This window comes from Paenibacillus sp. SER-28 (genome assembly GCF_052906305.1).
The window spans coordinates 155793-172975 of the sequence record NZ_JBRECM010000002.1 but is presented as its reverse complement, the minus strand read 5'-3'; the positions used below and the strand labels follow the sequence as shown (position 1 = coordinate 172975).

Annotated in this window: 6 protein-coding genes; 1 reads left to right on the top strand and 5 read right to left on the bottom strand. The window is 44.5% G+C overall.

The annotated features are described in order from the left end of the window. Window positions 1-72: 72 nt before the first annotated feature. Window positions 73-2016, top strand: coding sequence for a serine hydrolase domain-containing protein (locus tag ACUYLD_RS06165; protein ID WP_446674623.1), 1944 nt, complete (start codon window positions 73-75; stop codon window positions 2014-2016). Between the two features lie 185 nt (window positions 2017-2201). On the opposite strand, the gene aspS is transcribed toward ACUYLD_RS06165, so the two are convergent. The 5 genes from aspS to ACUYLD_RS06140 form a co-directional block, all read right to left on the bottom strand. After that, window positions 2202-3971, bottom strand: a complete 1770-nt coding sequence (gene aspS / locus ACUYLD_RS06160; RefSeq protein ID WP_446674921.1) for an aspartate--tRNA ligase — start codon at window positions 3969-3971, stop codon at window positions 2202-2204. Between the two features lie 65 nt (window positions 3972-4036). Further along, window positions 4037-6310 carry an ACP S-malonyltransferase gene (gene fabD / locus ACUYLD_RS06155; RefSeq protein ID WP_446674622.1) on the bottom strand — a complete coding sequence of 758 codons (2274 nt, stop codon included), beginning with the start codon at window positions 6308-6310 and terminating at the stop codon, window positions 4037-4039. A gap of 31 nt (window positions 6311-6341) precedes the next feature. Next, window positions 6342-7295: an acyltransferase domain-containing protein gene (locus ACUYLD_RS06150; protein WP_446674621.1), complete on the bottom strand. Its 954-nt coding sequence runs from the start codon at window positions 7293-7295 to the stop codon at window positions 6342-6344. 61 nt (window positions 7296-7356) lie between these two features. Beyond that, on the bottom strand, window positions 7357-8232 hold the full coding sequence (locus ACUYLD_RS06145; protein ID WP_061828465.1) for an SDR family NAD(P)-dependent oxidoreductase: 876 nt from the start codon (window positions 8230-8232) through the stop codon (window positions 7357-7359). Between the two features lie 60 nt (window positions 8233-8292). Further along, a complete protein-coding gene (locus tag ACUYLD_RS06140) occupies window positions 8293-17172 on the bottom strand; it encodes an SDR family NAD(P)-dependent oxidoreductase (RefSeq protein WP_446674620.1) in 8880 nt (2959 codons plus the stop codon). Between the last annotated feature and the right edge of the window lie 11 nt (window positions 17173-17183).

Here is a 17183-nt window from a genome sequence, read left to right as displayed (position 1 = left end):
CTGCTACACTAAAAATGTTCCAAAAAACAGACTGCTCTTAAAGATCCAAGCGCAGCAAAAAGGAGACTTGATATGAAATTGAAAAAACGATTTGCCTCTTTGTTCCTGTTGGCATTGATGGCATTTATCCCGGTTCAGGCATATGCTTCTGGGTCCGTTCCAACCACTCCCTCTGGAATTCCGATTTCCGAAATCGAAAACAGAACAGATCAAATTATGAAAAAATATATAGGAACGGCGATTCCTGGTGCTGCGGTTTCCATAGTAAAGGACGGAAAAATTGTTTTTTCAAAAGGTTACGGATACGCAAACATCGAGAAACAAACACCCATGAGTACGGAAACAACCTATATGGAGGCCGGTTCCGTATCGAAATTGTTCACCTGGACGGCAGTAATGCAACTGGTTGAGCAAGGAAAGCTGGATTTGAATACGGACATCCGCACATACTTGCCTGACGGCTTTCTTAAGCCTTCTTTTGATAAGCCTATTACCCTGAAATCACTGATGAGCCACACGGCAGGTTTTGAGGAGCGCCTGGAAAAACTTCTGGTTCATGACGCTGCTGATCTTAGGCCTCTCAAGGAGCATATCGCACCCGGAAATCAGCCTCAACAGATTTATGAGCCTGGAACAGTGATTGCTTATTCCAACTATGGGACCAACTTGGCCGGTTATATTATAGAACGTGTATCCGGAATGCCTTTTGAAACCTATATTCAGAAACATATATTTGAGCCCCTAGACATGAAACATTCTTACTTTACACAACGATATGATCTTATCCCGGAAGTTATCGAACATAAAGCAACAGGCTACTCCAAGAAGGATGGAAACTGGGTGCCAAAGCCGAATGTTTTCTTTAATGATGTGCCGGCTGGTGCGTTAAACATTACTTCGGAGGACATGGCTCATTTTATACTTGCTCATCTGAACATGGACCATTCCTTAAAATATTCGCTGTTCAACAAGAATGAAACCTTGCGAGAAATGCATGAGGCTTCGTATACCCACTATCCCGAGCTTCCGGGGAATGCCCATGGCTTTTGGGAACGGTTCGCGGGAGATTATCGTGTTATCGAGCACGGTGGAAATACAGATTCATTCTCCTCTCTGGTCTCTATCGTGCCGGATCAAAACTTTGGGATCAGTATTCTGACTAATGTGGAAAATGAAATGTCCGGGGCGAGAAGCGAACTCATTGACCTGTTTGTCGGGGGTTCCGACGCTACTCCGCAAGCGGACAGCACGTTGAAGCATAGCGGGGATGTGGCGGGAAAATACCGTTCTGCTCGCGCAGTATCATCTGGTATATTGAAGCTTATACCCGTATTATCCAATGCGGAAGAAGTGGTCACAGCCAACGGCCATGGCGGAATCACTCTGAGTATTCCATCCATGAATATTAATGTTGATTATGTAGAAACCAAACCCTATTTTTTTGAACGCGTGACTCCAGGGAGCACTCCTTATGATCACGCGGGCCTAAATATCAGCCGTCTTTTTTTCTTAACCAATGCCGATGGTAAAGTGACGCAGTTGTCATATGGAGTGATTGATGACCAATTGCCGATATCCTTCCTGCAAACATCCATTTTCAGTTATATTCTGGTCGGGGGATGTGGTATTTGGTTTGCGCTTGGGTCTATTCTCGGTATTATTGGATGGCTGCGGAAGCTCAAGGACACAAGAAAACAGAAGAGTACTTCGCGGCTTCCCTTCCCTGACAGTGTAACCGTAATCCCCTTGCTGGGTCTGCTTGTGATCGTCAATCTCATTGCTTCAAGCATCCAATTGATAGGCGACCCCTATCAGCCTATGTCCAATTTCAATTTGAATATTATCTTTTTCTGGGTACTGGGGCTTGCCTTTGTATCGGCCGCCTATCTTGCTGTAAGAAGATGCAGTGTTACCCAAACTACATTGTTAAGAAAGGCATACACCGCGACGCTGATTCTTTCGTTTCTAGCTATTTCGATTTTCCTGTATTCCTATAATTTCTACTTTTTGGTATAGCTCCACTCGATAAGCCTGCATACCTTCCAGTGTACCGATAAAGATTGTCATCGTGAACAACCCTAATCTGAGCTAAATAAAAAAAACTCTCCTCTGCATCTAGCAGGGAGAGTTTTTAACACACTCAATGAGATTTAAATACGTGCCGGATTGAGCCTTTGCTTTCAGTATGTTGTTGAATCTGTTTATTCTGTTTCTGGCTGAGTATTTACCAATTTTATATGAACATCTCTCAATTGTTTCTCAGTAACCTCCGAAGGTGCTCCCATTAATATATCCTGCGCTTTGCTATTCATTGGAAAAGCAATAACCTCGCGGATATTCGATTCATTTGCAATGATCATAACAATCCTATCAATTCCAGGTGCTATACCTGCATGAGGCGGCGGCCCAAATTGAAAAGCATTAAAGAGTGCAGGAAATTTACTCTTGATGTCTCCATATGTATAACCTGCAATCTCAAAGGCTTTTACCATAATCTCCGTATCATGATTCCGGACAGCACCCGAGGACAGTTCAATCCCATTACATACAATATCATATTGGTACGCAAGGATATCAAGAGGATTCATATTCAGCAGCGCATCCATACCACCTTGTGGCATCGAAAAAGGATTATGGCTAAATCCAATTTTATGAGTATCAGGATCCAATTCAAACATAGGAAAATCAACTATCCAGCAAAATTTATATATATCCTTTTCCAGCAAATCCAGTCTTTTTCCTAATTGATTTCTGACAGCACCGGCTATTTTTTCTACATTTTTAAGTTGGTCAGCAGCAAAAAACAGTGCATATCCTGAACTAGCTTGCGTAACATGTATTAATTGGGTTTTCACCTCTTCAGAGATGAATTTTGCAATAGAGCCACTAAGAGACATATCATCATTGAACTTAATCCATGATAGGCCTTTCGCTCCAGCCTCAACAGCAAAGTTTACTATATCGTCATAAAAGCTTCTTGGCTGTGCTCCACAACCAGGAACAGCAATAATTCTTATCGTTTTATTTTTAAATACTTTAAAATCAGTCTCTGTAAACAGCTCTGTAACATCATGGATAATTAATGGATTTCTTAAATCAGGTTTATCGCTCCCGTATTTGAGCATGGCTTCTTGATATGGAATCCTGCTAAAAGGCTTTGAGATTTTAAAATTTGTAAATTCGGAGAAAACTTCATATAGCATATTTTCAACTACATTAAAGACATCTTCCTGTGTTGCGAAAGCCATTTCCAAATCCAGCTGATAAAACTCGCCTGGTGATCTGTCTGCCCTTGCATCCTCATCTCTAAAGCAAGGAGCAATTTGAAAATATTTATCAAAGCCCGAAACCATTAATAATTGTTTAAATTGTTGAGGTGCTTGAGGCAAGGCATAAAATTGACCTGGATGCACTCTACTAGGAACTAAATAGTCTCTGGCGCCTTCTGGAGATGAACTTGTCAGGATAGGTGTCTGAATCTCTAAAAAATTCAAATCGATCATCTTTCTTCTGATACTTTGAATTACTTTAGAACGAAGTATAATATTATTGTGTAGTTTTTCATTCCGCAGATCCAAGAAACGATACTTTAATCTTAAATCCTCCCGAGCTTCATTTGCTAAAGTTACTTCAAAAGGTAATGGATTCACTACCTTCCCTAAAACTTTTATCTCATTGGCAGCTAACTCAATATGCCCGGTTTTCATAGTGGGACTAATCGTATTTTCAGATCTGTTACATACAGTACCTGTAACAGAAATGGTTGACTCCCTGCTGATCTTTGATACAAAATCTTTCAATTCGTTATTATCAGAAACAACAACCTGCGTTACTCCATAATGGTCCCTAAGGTCAATAAAAATAACCCCGCCATGGTCACGCATATTTTTTATCCATCCTGCGATTCTCACTACTTCGCCGACATGTTTTTGATCCAGTTCTCCACAGTTATGAGTCCTATAACTATGCATGAAAAACCTCACTTTCTTTTATCCCCTATTATCTTAGTAATTTCTATTTTTCTCCATACTTATACTCACATTATCGTTAAAGCTTTATACCTTTCATTCAGGTATTCCGCAGTTTCAACCATTATTTTTTGTCCTATTTCATCAACATGCCTGTTCTTCCAATTCTCAAAGACTGTTCCCTTGACCCATTGGTTAAAAGCGCCAAGGGCTGGTCCGCAGTGTACTTGATAATCAACCTTACTGTGTTTGTCTCCATTCATTGCAAGTCGTGTAGAATAAGTAAAGTACCATCTAAATATCAACGCCATCTTACGTTTAGGAATCCTTTCAGCTTTTTCAATGATCTCAGCCGGGTAATAAGCTTTAATATCTTCATATACTTGTTCAATACTCTTCTTAAAATACTTTTCTTCAATATATTTTTTGGTTCCGCTATCAATTTCATCTATGGAGTTATAATTACGGTAAAGATCATATAATTTATTCGCCCTGGCCGGGAAAAAAACTCCTTTTTTCATAACCTGAATTTTCGCTCCTATTTCAAACATATCCCCTGCGGGAGCGTAGTCTGTATCCTGTATATTTAACTGCTGGAGCAAATCTTTTACATCATCACTTGTCCCTGCTTCAACCGTACATTGGTTGATTGATCCTGTCATGATAAAATCCGCACCCAGTATAAACGCTGCCGCAGCTGCTTGTGGAGTCCCTATCCCCCCGGCTGCCCCTACCCTTATACTTTTATTGTATTTATACTTAAGTAACGCTTCATCCCTCATTTTAAGCATCAACGGAACCAGTACATATGCAACCGCATGATCCGTATGCCCGCCTGAATCAGCCTCGACGCACAGATCGTCTACCATAGGAATTTCCATCGCCATCCGGGCCTCATCCCGGCTTATCCTATTTTCCTCTAGCAGTTTATTTACGATATTCTGAGGCGCAGGACTCAAGAATGCGTCCACAACCTCGGGTCTTGATACTTTCGCTATAATCCTGTTCTGCGCTGTTACGATCCCCTTTTCATCTCGTTTCAAACCTTTCAATCTGTACCTTACCAAAGAAGGCGTTATACTCATATACGCAGAGGCTTCAATAGTTCTAACACCGTATTTTATGTATAAATCAACGATGTTATTTTCTATTTCCAGGTGATCAGGAACATGAATAAGATTCATTCCATAGGCTTCGCCTTGGTTCAATTCTTTCTGAATATACTTTATAGCTTCTTCAAGGGCCCCAATTTTGACTCCCCCTGCCCCAAAGAATCCCATCATTCCTGCCTTACCTGCCTTAACGACCATCTCTTTTGAAGATATTCCCTTATACATCGAACCCATAAGATACGCGTATTTAAGTCCATAATATTGTTTGAATTCGCTATGGCCAAGAGACTCCGCTGTAAATCGTTGGCCGGATATACTATTCCTCGACTTTACTTCCTGTACCTGCTCGCTATGTTCTTCATCCTCCCTCACAATCAGCGGTTCTGCTTCTCGTTGTATTGCATTAACTAACCCTGTTATGACTTTTCCAGGTCCAACCTGGATGAATTGGGTTACATTTTTACCCATTAGATATCTTATACTTTCCGACCATTTGACCGGACTTACGATCTGGTTGATCAGCGTATTTCTTACATCTTGCTGCCTGTAGGGTCTGGCATAGATATTTGAAATGACTGGTATTTTTAATTTTGAGAATTCGAACTGTGACGCATAGGCCTCAAATCTCTGTCTGGCATCTTCCAAATACCTAGAGTGAAATGCTCCGCTTACATTTAAAATTACATAGTTTGTGGCTCCTGCATCCTCAAAAATTGGCTGCGCCCGTTCAATCATGCCCTTCGGTCCTGAGATGACAATCTGGCTTGGCGAATTAAAATTAGCAACATCAATCTCCCTTAAATTATTTTTCTCGATAACTTCTCTAAATACTTCCTCCTTCAAGCCTATGACCGCAGCCATACCACCACCGGTAGCCTTGACCATCAGCTCTCCTCTTTTTTTAACCAGCTTCAAGCCCGTTTCAAAGTCAAATGCCTCTGCGGCAAATAAGGCATTGTATTCACCCAGGCTATGTCCTGCAACATAATCGGGTTTTCTTCCAGTCTCTTTTAATGTATTAAGATAACTCAAAGCGTTTACGACAAATAGCGCCGGTTGGGTAAAATCCGTTTGTCCTAGTTGATTGGCAGGATCTTCAAGACACAGTTTTTTAATAGAATAACCAAGAATAGCATCCGCTTTTGCAACCAATTCCTGAAATTCGTCAAATAGTTCTACTCCCATGCCTTTGGCTTGAGCCCCTTGTCCAGGGAACAGATATGCGATCATTTGTGTCCTCCTTTTTGCTAGTGAATGCATATTAGTCGAATATTTCAAATAGACGATCCAAATTTTTCATATCGTTTTGAAAAGGTGAAAGAATAGAACAAATACTTGCCATTTTCTTGCTACCAAAATTGTACTTCACAAAATTAGCAAGAGTGCCTGAGGGGCCAAGGTCAATATAGATAACCCCGTCCCCGTCTCCCAGACATTTTAAAGCGTTCCGAAAACGGATAGGTTTTCTAGCAACATCCCAAAGAAAACGGTTGTCAAGGGATGTCGCCTTGCCTCCGTACATAGATGAGACCATATTTATGGTCGGATTCCTTAGAGTTTTAAGCTTTAAAAACGCTGTATATTCCAAGGCTATAGGGTCCATTAAGGAAGAGTGAAAAGCAAACTGGACCGGCAGTCTTTGACATATAATCTCATTAGCTACCAAGTATCGTTCAATTTTTTCCAGTTCCTCACAGCTGCCCGAAATGACAAAATGCGAGTCATAATTGATTGATGCTAACTCTGAGTTGGCATTCAATACGGATATTTGGTCATACAGACTGAGGTCGCCAATTACGGCCAGCATGCCACCCTTTGGACAGTAGTTTTCTACCATTTGTGCTTGCTTGACAAGGCATTGAAGAGTATCTTCATAACTCATACAGCCAGCCACAGCAACAGATGCAAACTCACCGAGGCTGGAACCCAAAACATAATCAGGATAAATCCCCTTTTCCAGTAATACCTGTGTGAGGGCATACTCCACCATGAAAATTGCAGGGTGAGTATATAACAGGCTATCAAACACGTCCCCCCTCCCACGGTTGTCGTCGTACAGCATTTTTAATACGGACCTGCCTGTAATATCCGTATGAATCTCATCCAGCTTGGTCATCCATTTCCGAAAAACTGAATTTAACCTATATAATTCTCTTCCCATGCCGTAGTATTGTGAGCCTTGGCCTGAAAACATAAAAATCACAGATCTGTCCATTCTAACCTCCCACAACATACTCATTGATAAAATCCTAATAAAACCATTTAAAATAAATATTTCACAGTAAATTGCGAACTAATTGCATTTGGGAAGGTGTAGGATTGCTTTCGTTAAGAACATTCTCCATATGTTGTCTTATTGCAGGTTTGAATTTCGGCTCTGTTATGATATATAGCTGCCCTTTTTTGATTCCCTCAAACATCTGATTTGCTACATCCTCTGGAAGTATTCCATTCTGGACTGCCTTGCGGGCCAATTGATTAATGACTTGTCTTTCCGGGGGAAGATTTCCTAGTCCAGTCTGCTTACTCAGCTCCGTCGGTCGGTTCCGTTCCGCATCCATAATTTGGGTACGTACGAACCCAGGGCAGACAACCGAAACTCCTACATTGGAACCTATCAATCTGAGTTCTTGGTGTAGCGTTTCAGACAAGCTTAAAACGGCATGTTTTGACGCGCTATATATTCCATTACCGGGGCCGGACAATAGTCCAGCGATGGATGCTGTATTCACAATATGACATGCGGTTTTCTGTTTCAGCATAATAGGAACAAAAACTTCAGTTGCAAAGAGAATCCCCCATATGTTTACGTTTATTACCCACTGCCAATCTGCCACCGTATTTTCCCACAATAAGCAGCCCGTGCCGGCGTCCACCCCTGCATTGTTGAACAAAAGATGCACAGCTCCAAATGTCTGAACCGTTTTTTGCGCTAATGCACGTATATCAGCTTCTTTGGAAATATCCGTCACTACGGATAACGTTTCTGCGCCCATGTCTTTCAATTGTTTTTCGGCCCTTAGAAGGGCCTCCTCCTCAATGTCCGCGAGGACGACCTTCATGCCCTCATTTACACATCGGTCCGCAATAGCGCGGCCAATCCCACTGGCAGCTCCTGTAACTACGGCTATCTTATCTTTAAATTCCCTCATGATTTACCTCCAGAATAATTTGTAATTTCCATCTGATAGTGATCGGTTCCCTGTTTATGTTTAAAACTGGGTTATCGGTAGGGGAATCCTGCAGACATCTTTATCCTCATGGAGTGCCTCCCATGAAATCCTGCCCCCCTGGGTCCAATACATCGCTATATTTTCCATGTTTTTCTCCTCTAGCAGCAATTGAGAAACGGTCTCTCCTATTTTCCCTGAGAGAAGCGCACTCGTGTTTGAGTCTTCTACGCTTTCTCCTATAAATAAAGGAATAGATGCCCCTTCGGGTCCGTTGCCGCTATCAGCTATTTCGAGAAGTTCCCTAAGACCCGTGAGTAGATCCTGCCGCGTACTCGCTACGATTGCCGCCCGGCATGTCATCGCTTCGCGACCTGTCTGAAGTGTAAAGGCAATATCTTGTAAGGCATCATCGCTCTGCTGCTCCAGATATCCCAGTAATTGATTGGCAAGCGCCATCAGTCTCTCCCGGTTTATGTCCGAGAGAATCACCACTTCGGGCTGATCTGCCACTCGTAAATGAATGTTGTCTTTTTCTGAAGGGATATATTCTTCCAGAATGAAATGCACATTAGAGCCTCCCGCACCAAAGGAGCTTACGGTTGCCCGCAACGGGAATTCCCGTTTTTCTCCCTGCATCTCAATTACAGGCCGCTCCCATTCCTGAACTTCCCGCTGCAAATAAAATGGAGTATTACTGAAATTAATATTAGGGTTAAGCTTCTCGGCCTTAATGGTAGGAACCAGTTTTCGATGCCATAATTGCAATATGACCTTGGTTAGCTGTGATATCCCCGAAGCCGCTTCTGCATGCCCAATATTGGATTTGACTGAGCCAATGGCACAAAATTGTTGCTCGGTTGTGAATTTCTGGAATGCTTTATTCAAAGCAGCGAGTTCAATAGGGTCTCCCAATGTAGACCCATTTGCGGCTGCCTCTACATAACTGATCGTCCGGGGGTCTATACCGGCTTTCAAAAAGTTTTCTTCGACTAGTTGCGCCTGCGCATTGGGGTTAGGGATTGTATATCCATTGCTATGTCCCCCATGATTGGTTGCCGTGGATTTAATAACCGCTAAAATGCAATCTCCATCCTGTACAGCCTTATGAAGCGGTTTTAAGAGTACCGCTCCAACTCCTTCCGCTGGAAGGTACCCATCCCCATCTGCAAAGCTTCTGCTATCTTCATGACTTCCAATCAACTGATTTTGACTGGATTCAATATATTTTTTGGGACTGGTCAATAGATTCCCCCCGCCAGCTACCGCTATTTGACACTCTCCCCTGATCAGGCTTTCACATGCCATATGGACAGCTACAGCTGAGGAAGAGCTCATCGTATCAATGGATATGCTCGGTCCCTGGAAATTGAAATAATGCGACATGGGGTTTGCGACTGCAACAGACCCAAATGATGTTACCCGTTGAGCAGAGTCCGGTTCGGTATCACAGGAACAGTATTTGTGATACGTAGCGCCCACATAGACGCCAACCTTGTTCTGGTGTTTCTTCTGTAATGCCTCTCGCGTATATCCTGCACTTTCAAGCAAATTCCATATTATCTCCAGGAAGAGTTGCTCCATCGGGTCCATTAAACTGATCTCATAGGGGGTGAGATGAAAGAATGCTGGCTCTGACAGGCTTATTCGTTCCATGAAACCGCCCCACTTGCAGTAGGTTTTTCCCGGCTTGTTTCTCTCCTTCTCAAAATAAAGATCATGCTCCCAACGATCTTTTGGAACTTCGGTAATGCAGTCCTTGCTTTCTTGGAGATTGCTCCAGAACTCCTGAATATTTTCCGCACCTGGATATTTCCCGGACATCCCGATGACAGCAATGTCCATCGCTCCTGTTTCTTGTTTCTTCTCCTCTGGAGGCTCTACCTCAGTTGCCGAAAATTGGGGATGAAGGAATATCGGAGAAGGGGCTTTAACCTGCTCCATACCAAACCATTCAATCAATTCGCCTCGATGCGATTCCAGGAAATATTCTATTAAACTCTGGATATTCGGATATTCAAAAAGTAAGGTCCTCGATAGCGGTCCGAAGTTTTTTTCCAGCTCATCGGTTAATTCCATTGACTTTATGGAGTCAACACCATAGTTTTCCAGATTTTTGTCCTCTTCAATGCGATGTTCCGGCAGTCCAGTGGACGAAGAGAACAGGCGCTTTAGGTAACTTGTCATTTTTTCACGTAGTAGCTCTTCTTCCAGGCTGGACACTGCCTTATTTGTTATAGAAGTTGTGTCGGCTTTTGCACCCGTAGCTGCTGCCTGATCTATGCCAAACAAAGCGATCAATTGGTCTCGATAGGCTTCCATAAAATATTCCGTCAAACTCCAAATATCTGGATATTCAAAAAATAGAGTCCTCGACACCTGATCGAATGTTTTTTCCAGCTGGTCGGTCAACTCCATAGACTTTATAGAGTCAACCCCATAATTCTCAAAAGGTGTATTCTCTTCGATTCGATATATTGGCAGTTCGATGGACGATGAAAGCAGGGTCTTCAAGTAATGAACCGTCTTTTCACGCAGCAGGTCCTCTGCTCTGCCGGACACTTCCTCGTTTGCTGCAAAAGTTGTGTCAGCTTTCGCGCCTGCCACCGCTACCTGATCTATACCAAACAAAGCAATCAATGGGTCTCGATAGGCTTCCACAAAATATTCCGTTAAACTCCGGATATCCGGATATTCAAAAAATAGAGTCCTAGATACCTGATCGAATGTTTTCTCCAGCTGGTCGGTCAACTCCATAGACTTTATAGAATCAACCCCATAATTTTCAAAAGGTGTATCCTCTTCAATTCGATATACGGGCAGGCCGATGGACGATGAAAGCAGGGTCTTCAAGTAATGGACCGTCTTTTCACGCAACAGGTCTCCTTCACGGCCGGACTCTGTCTTGTTTGCTGTGGAGGAAACGATGTATGCTTCAGCTTCTGATCCGAGCGCCTGATCCCGGGATGCTTTGCCGCTTTCTTCAAGCTGTCCCTCCATGATCATCATGTTGCTGATTAGCTCTACGTCTCCTTCGATCACCATGACCTGATCCGAAATACAGGCTATGCTTTGGTACAGGGCGCTCATTCCTGTCTCTGTCCTCATCGCATACATACCCACCTTCTGCATGGCCTTCTCCGTCTCCTGGTCAGGCCGCATTCCGCCATCTTTCCATAACGGCCAATTGATGGACAGCGTTTTGCCTGTACGCTCCATGGAGGATACCAAGGTATTGCGGTACCAGGCATATGCGTCCATAAAAGCATTCGCGGCAGCATAGTCAGACTGACCTGCATTACCACCCACTCCCGAACCTGACGAAAAAAGGATAAAGAAGTCAAGAGCAATGTCCTTACTGGCTTGGTCCAGATTTACCAGTCCCGCAACCTTGGGCGCCAGCACTGCCCTGAATTCCAGGCTAGTCTTTTTAATAATGTAGTTATCCTGGATTATTCCAGCACTGTGCAGGATGCCGTTGATTCCGCCGTATGTCTGTTTGATATCTTCAATTAAGCCAACCACAGCTTCCTTCCGCGTGACATCCACCTGTCTGTATTCCACCCGGGCGCCCAATGCCTTCAATTCCTCCAATGAGGTCTGCTTGTCCTGGTCCAGTAGGGAACGTCCACTAAGAATCAAAGTCGCTTCCTTGGCCTGACGCGCAATCTCTTTAGCAAAAATAAGACCTAAACCCTTTGCTCCTCCAGTAATCAAATAAACCCCGCGGTCTTTCCATGGAATATCCGGTGTCTCTGACGGCATTTCTGCTTTACTCCAGACAGGAACCCAACGTTTGCCTTCTGCAAACCGGATGCGGCTATCCGCAGGATGTCGGCTGCTTGTCTTTAGTATTTCGATGAGCCCTTCCATTTTTTCTGTACCCTCAACTTCAATTAACTGACCATGGATCTTTGGATTTTCCTTTTGCGCAGTTTTGAGTATGCCGCACAGCCCAGCGAAGAGCAGCTTTTCATGTTGAGGCATCGTTACAATCTGCACCAGCACCTTGCCTTTGGGTTTATCATTCAGGATACTTTTTATTTTTTCAAAAACCTGGACAGCATACATTTCGAAGCGGCGATCGATCTCTTCCATACCGGATTGCAGAGTGATACATTCCATTCCTGCCAAGGAGAACTCGATATCTCCTGCAGCAATGGTATCTATTTCGCAAAGCATTACTACATGTCGTTCGTAAATGGGAACCATCGTGTCCTCCGCAACAACCGCCTGTTCTTTCCAGAAGGGTTGGAGCATCATTGCACCAGGTGTTTTCTCACATGCGCCCACTACCTTGTAGGAGCATCCTTTTATACGCACGCAGACTTGGCCTGCCTCATCACACAAATCAATGTCATACTTCTGCGTATTATGACCAGCCCCGCTTCCTCTGCTATACCGGATCAACGCCCACATTTCACAGGGACATTCCCGAAATATTTCGAGTCCCTCAATGGCAGTCGGCCGTATTTTCTGTAGAGGATCAATGCCTGAAGGCCGCATGATATTTTCATCATTCGAAAATAAGTATGCCGGCGGCATTTGCAAAGCAGCGTTTATTATAAAGGGATGCAAAACAAATAAGCTCTCAGTATTCCTAATACCGGAAGGCAACGATAGCTTGGCCAGCACTAACCCCTGTCCTATATGCACTTGTTCATTGGTCTGATGTCCCAGACTGTCGTCGGCTCCCATGTCCCACACTGCTTCGTCGTCTATCCCAGGCGAAACATGCTGAAAGCATTCCATCTGCAAAGCTTGTATATCCCACGTTTCCGCTTCATTCAACATCTCCAGTGCGGCATTACCCTGGCTGTGTAAGACAGGGTCTCCGGCTTCTGTTAATCTGCTGTAGATTTTAAAGCCAATCGCTCCTTGATCTCCCGGAAAGAGCCCTATATGTATTTCTAACGGCTGATCTCCTATAGCGGGAGCATGTGTCCATACAATATCTTTAATAATGATGTTTGCCTGCCCCTTCTCCTGTACTGTTAACGACTGCTCAACCGCTGCCCGCACCATTTCAAGGCATGCCGCTTCTGACAGGACAAGCTTTCCGTCAATTACGGAGTTTTTCAGATAAAACTCCTGGCCGCTAAAGGTTGAACTAAATCTTTGCTCAGAAAGTACGGAGGTGTTTTGATGCAGTAATGGATGTAGATGTGCAACCGCATTGACGACAGGCTTTTCTTCATCTAAATGTATCCAATAGCGTTCTCTGGCAAAAGGATAGGTGGGTAAAGGGATACGGCGGGGCTGGACATTACCGTAAAGTCTGCTCCAGTCCATATGGACACCCTTGACCCACAAGTCTGAGATTCTGCCGTACTTTTCCGCTAGAATCTGTAAATCAACCGTTTCATCGAGCGTTTTCTCCTCTGAGGCCATGTTCAAGCTCTCCTTGTCTCGCTTGGCCTGTCCCCGGTAAAGCTGTGCAATACTCTGTCTTCCTCCAATAAAGCCCCGCAACTTGCTTCTAAGTTCCTCCACTGACTCAACGACCACAGCGAGGCGCTCTTCCATCGCTTCGCGTCCTGTCTGCAAGGTATAAGCCACATTCACCAGATCGTGATCGGAAAACTCATTCCGATCCATTGCAGCAACCAATTGGCTTACCTGCTCCTTCAATGCTCCATCACTTTTTGCCGACAGAACTACGACGACTGGTCTTGGAGGAGTAAAGGCATTTTGAAAGTCATCCTGTTCCGCAGGGAGGTATTCCTCAAGGACGATATGGGCATTAGCCCCACCGGCTCCAAAGGAAGATATCCCGGCGATTCTCGGGTATTCCCGTTGCTCGCCGTCCTCCTCCACTATCGGACGCTCCCATTCAGAAAGCCCCTGTTGGACTACAAATGGCGTTTTGGAAAAGTTTATATTAGGGTTCAGTTTTTGGGAATGCAGGCTAGGGGCAATTTTCCGGTTTTTCATTTGCAAGATGATTTTAGCGATGCCTGCGATCCCTGCGGCCGCCTCTAAATGGCCTATGTTTGATTTTACCGAGCCAATAGCGCAAAACCCCGTGTCCTGCGTATCTTTCTTAAATGCCTGGGTAAGCCCGGTGATCTCAATAGGATCGCCGAGCTCCGTTCCAGTACCGTGGGCCTCAATATAACTGACTGCCCGGGCATTTACGCTTGCTTTATCAAAAGCCTCTCTAATCAGTTCACCCTGTGCTACCGGGTTAGGCACGGTATACCCGTTTGTTTTTCCTCCATGGTTGATACGGGTTCCCCGAATAACCGCATAGATATGGTCTTTGTCTGCAATGGCTCGTGATAAAGGTTTGAGCAGCACGACCCCTGCACCTTCGCCAGGGACAAATCCATTCCCGCCTTCCCCAAAGCTTTTACACCGTCCCTCAGGCGATAGCATTCTCATCGTACTGAGAAAGATATAGCTTGAAGGATGAAGATATAAGTTGACTCCTCCAGCAACAGCCATTTCGCATTCACCGTTAAAGATATGCTCACAGGCCTCGTGGATTGCAGTTAATGAGGAAGAGCACATGGTATCAACCGGGATACTAGGCCCCTTTAAGTTCAAGAAATAGGATATTCTGTTGGCTACCGAGCTGAAGGAGGTTCGCGGAAAGACGGGTTGTCCTTGTTCCCACAGCTTTGGTCCATATAGATTGAACCCCGTTCCGGTAATTCCTGCAAAGACGCCAATCCGGCCATTATACTGTTCGGCGAGCTGTTCTCTGCTATATCCTGCATCCTCGAAAACCTTCCAGCATTCTTCCAGGAATATTCGCTCCTGAGGATCCATACTCATTGCTTCCCGGGGAGATATATTAAAGAAGAGAGGATCAAAATCTGCAAAATCCTCCACGAATCCTCCATATTTACTATAGCTTTTGCCCTTCTCAACCGCTTCTTTGATGTCGGAACAGTAGAAACCTTCCCTCTTCCAGCGTTCCGCAGGAATTTCTGTTATACAGTCTTTGCCCTGTTCCAGATTACTCCAGTACTCTTCCATATTTTTGGCCTGCGGATATCGTCCGCTTATACCAATAATCGCTATTTGCTCGTGTTTCACACGGTCTCTGTTATTAGCCGTGTTGCAGATACGATTGTTTTCTTCCTTTGGCAGGGGTGACAAAGAAAACTCGCTGGCAGCATGCAAGGTTGCGGAAATGGAGACGGATTTCTCTTCCGTCTTTATCGGGCTTCCGATTCCTGTCCACCGTACGCATTCCTTGTGATAATCAGCAATAAAATATTCGGCCACTGCTTCCAACGTCTGATATTCATAAAACAAGGTCATTGATATTTCCCCAAAAATCCCCTGCAGCTTTTGATTAAGCCTTGTAATCATGATGGAGTCTATGCCATAGCTCTCCAAAGGCTCGCTGACATCAATCTTGTCAATGCTCAGCTTGGTAACTTCTCCAAACAACAGTTTTAACTGATGTAAGGTTTTTTCCAGAAGCAGTTCAAGATTCACCTCTGAAGAAGCTGACTCTTCAACATATTCTTTCTCCTGCGGTTGGGACTCCAAGAAATACTTTTGCAATCTGGATTGCTCACCTTCTATGACCAATAACTGATTTAGACCAGCGGCCAGACCGTTATATAAAGCCCGGATACCGTTTGAAGCTTGCATAGCTACCATGCCAATACTTTGCCAAGCCCTCTCCGTGTCATCGTCCACATGCATCCCTCCGTCCTTCCAGAGAGGCCAATTGACAGATAGCGTCTGCCCTCTGCGCTCTTTTGAGGATACAAGGCTGTTTCGATACGCGGCATAGGCATCCATAAAGGCATTTGCGGCAGAATAGTCGGCTTGACCGGGGTTGCCCATAATCCCAGCTATTGAGGAGAAGAGAATAAAGAAATCAAGATGTAGCTCCTTGGTCGCCTGATCTAAGTTCACCAGTCCGGCAACCTTTGGTGCCATTACTCCCGCGAACTCTTCCTGTGATTTATTCATGATAAAACGATCCTGTATTACTCCAGCACTATGAAGAATACCATCAAGGCCTCCATACTCTTCCCTGATCTCAAGGATCAATTTGGAGACCTCTTCCTTCCGTGCTACATCTACCTGTCTGTACTCAACGCGGGCCCCCAGCGCCCTCAACTTCTCCAATATGGCCTGTTTGCCTTCGTCCGGATTTGACCGGCCTACAAGAACTAGCGTGGCTTCCCTGACTCGCTGGGCGATATCCTCCGCAAAAATAAGTCCTAAACCTCCTGCACCGCCTGTAATCAAATAAGTCCCCCGATCCTTCCAGGGCACTCTCCCCGTTGTCTCGGTGGGTTTCATCTCGTTCCAGCCGAGAACCAGACGTTGACCATCCTCATACCGTATCCTTTTATCCTTTGGATATTGACTGTTCTCTTTTAATTTCTCAATCACCTCTTCCAGACCTACAGATTCCAATTCTACGAACTGCCCTACGATTTTCGGGTTTTCTTTCTCAGCTGTCTGCAGTAATCCCAATAGTCCTGCGAAAGGTTGCTGCGCGCTGTGTGCGGAAACTGCAATCTGTATTAGTACGCTACCCTTGGATTCCTCTTTGAGAACCATTTGCACTTCCGTGAGCAGCTGGGTGGCATACGCCTGAAAGCGTTCATCCATGCTGCTTTGGCTGGCATGCAGCTTGATGCAACGGGTTCCTTTCATGAGCGATTCAATGCTGCGCTCTGCGAAATGATCCAGTTCGCAAAGTACCACCAGATGCTGGCTAAATTCAGGGCGTGCCACTTTCTGGAGAGCAACTTGCTCTTTCCAGAAAGGCTCAAGCATAAGGACTCCCTTATCCGCCAAGGACCCCGAAGTCCTTATTCCGCTTTGCGGGGTCTCATGCGAAGCCATTTGAGCTTGAAATTGGCGTATTTTTACAATGGCGTCCTCTTTCTGTATCCGTCCGCTTTTTACCTCGCCTAGAATATATTGAAAAAAGTCCTTCATCTTCTATTGCC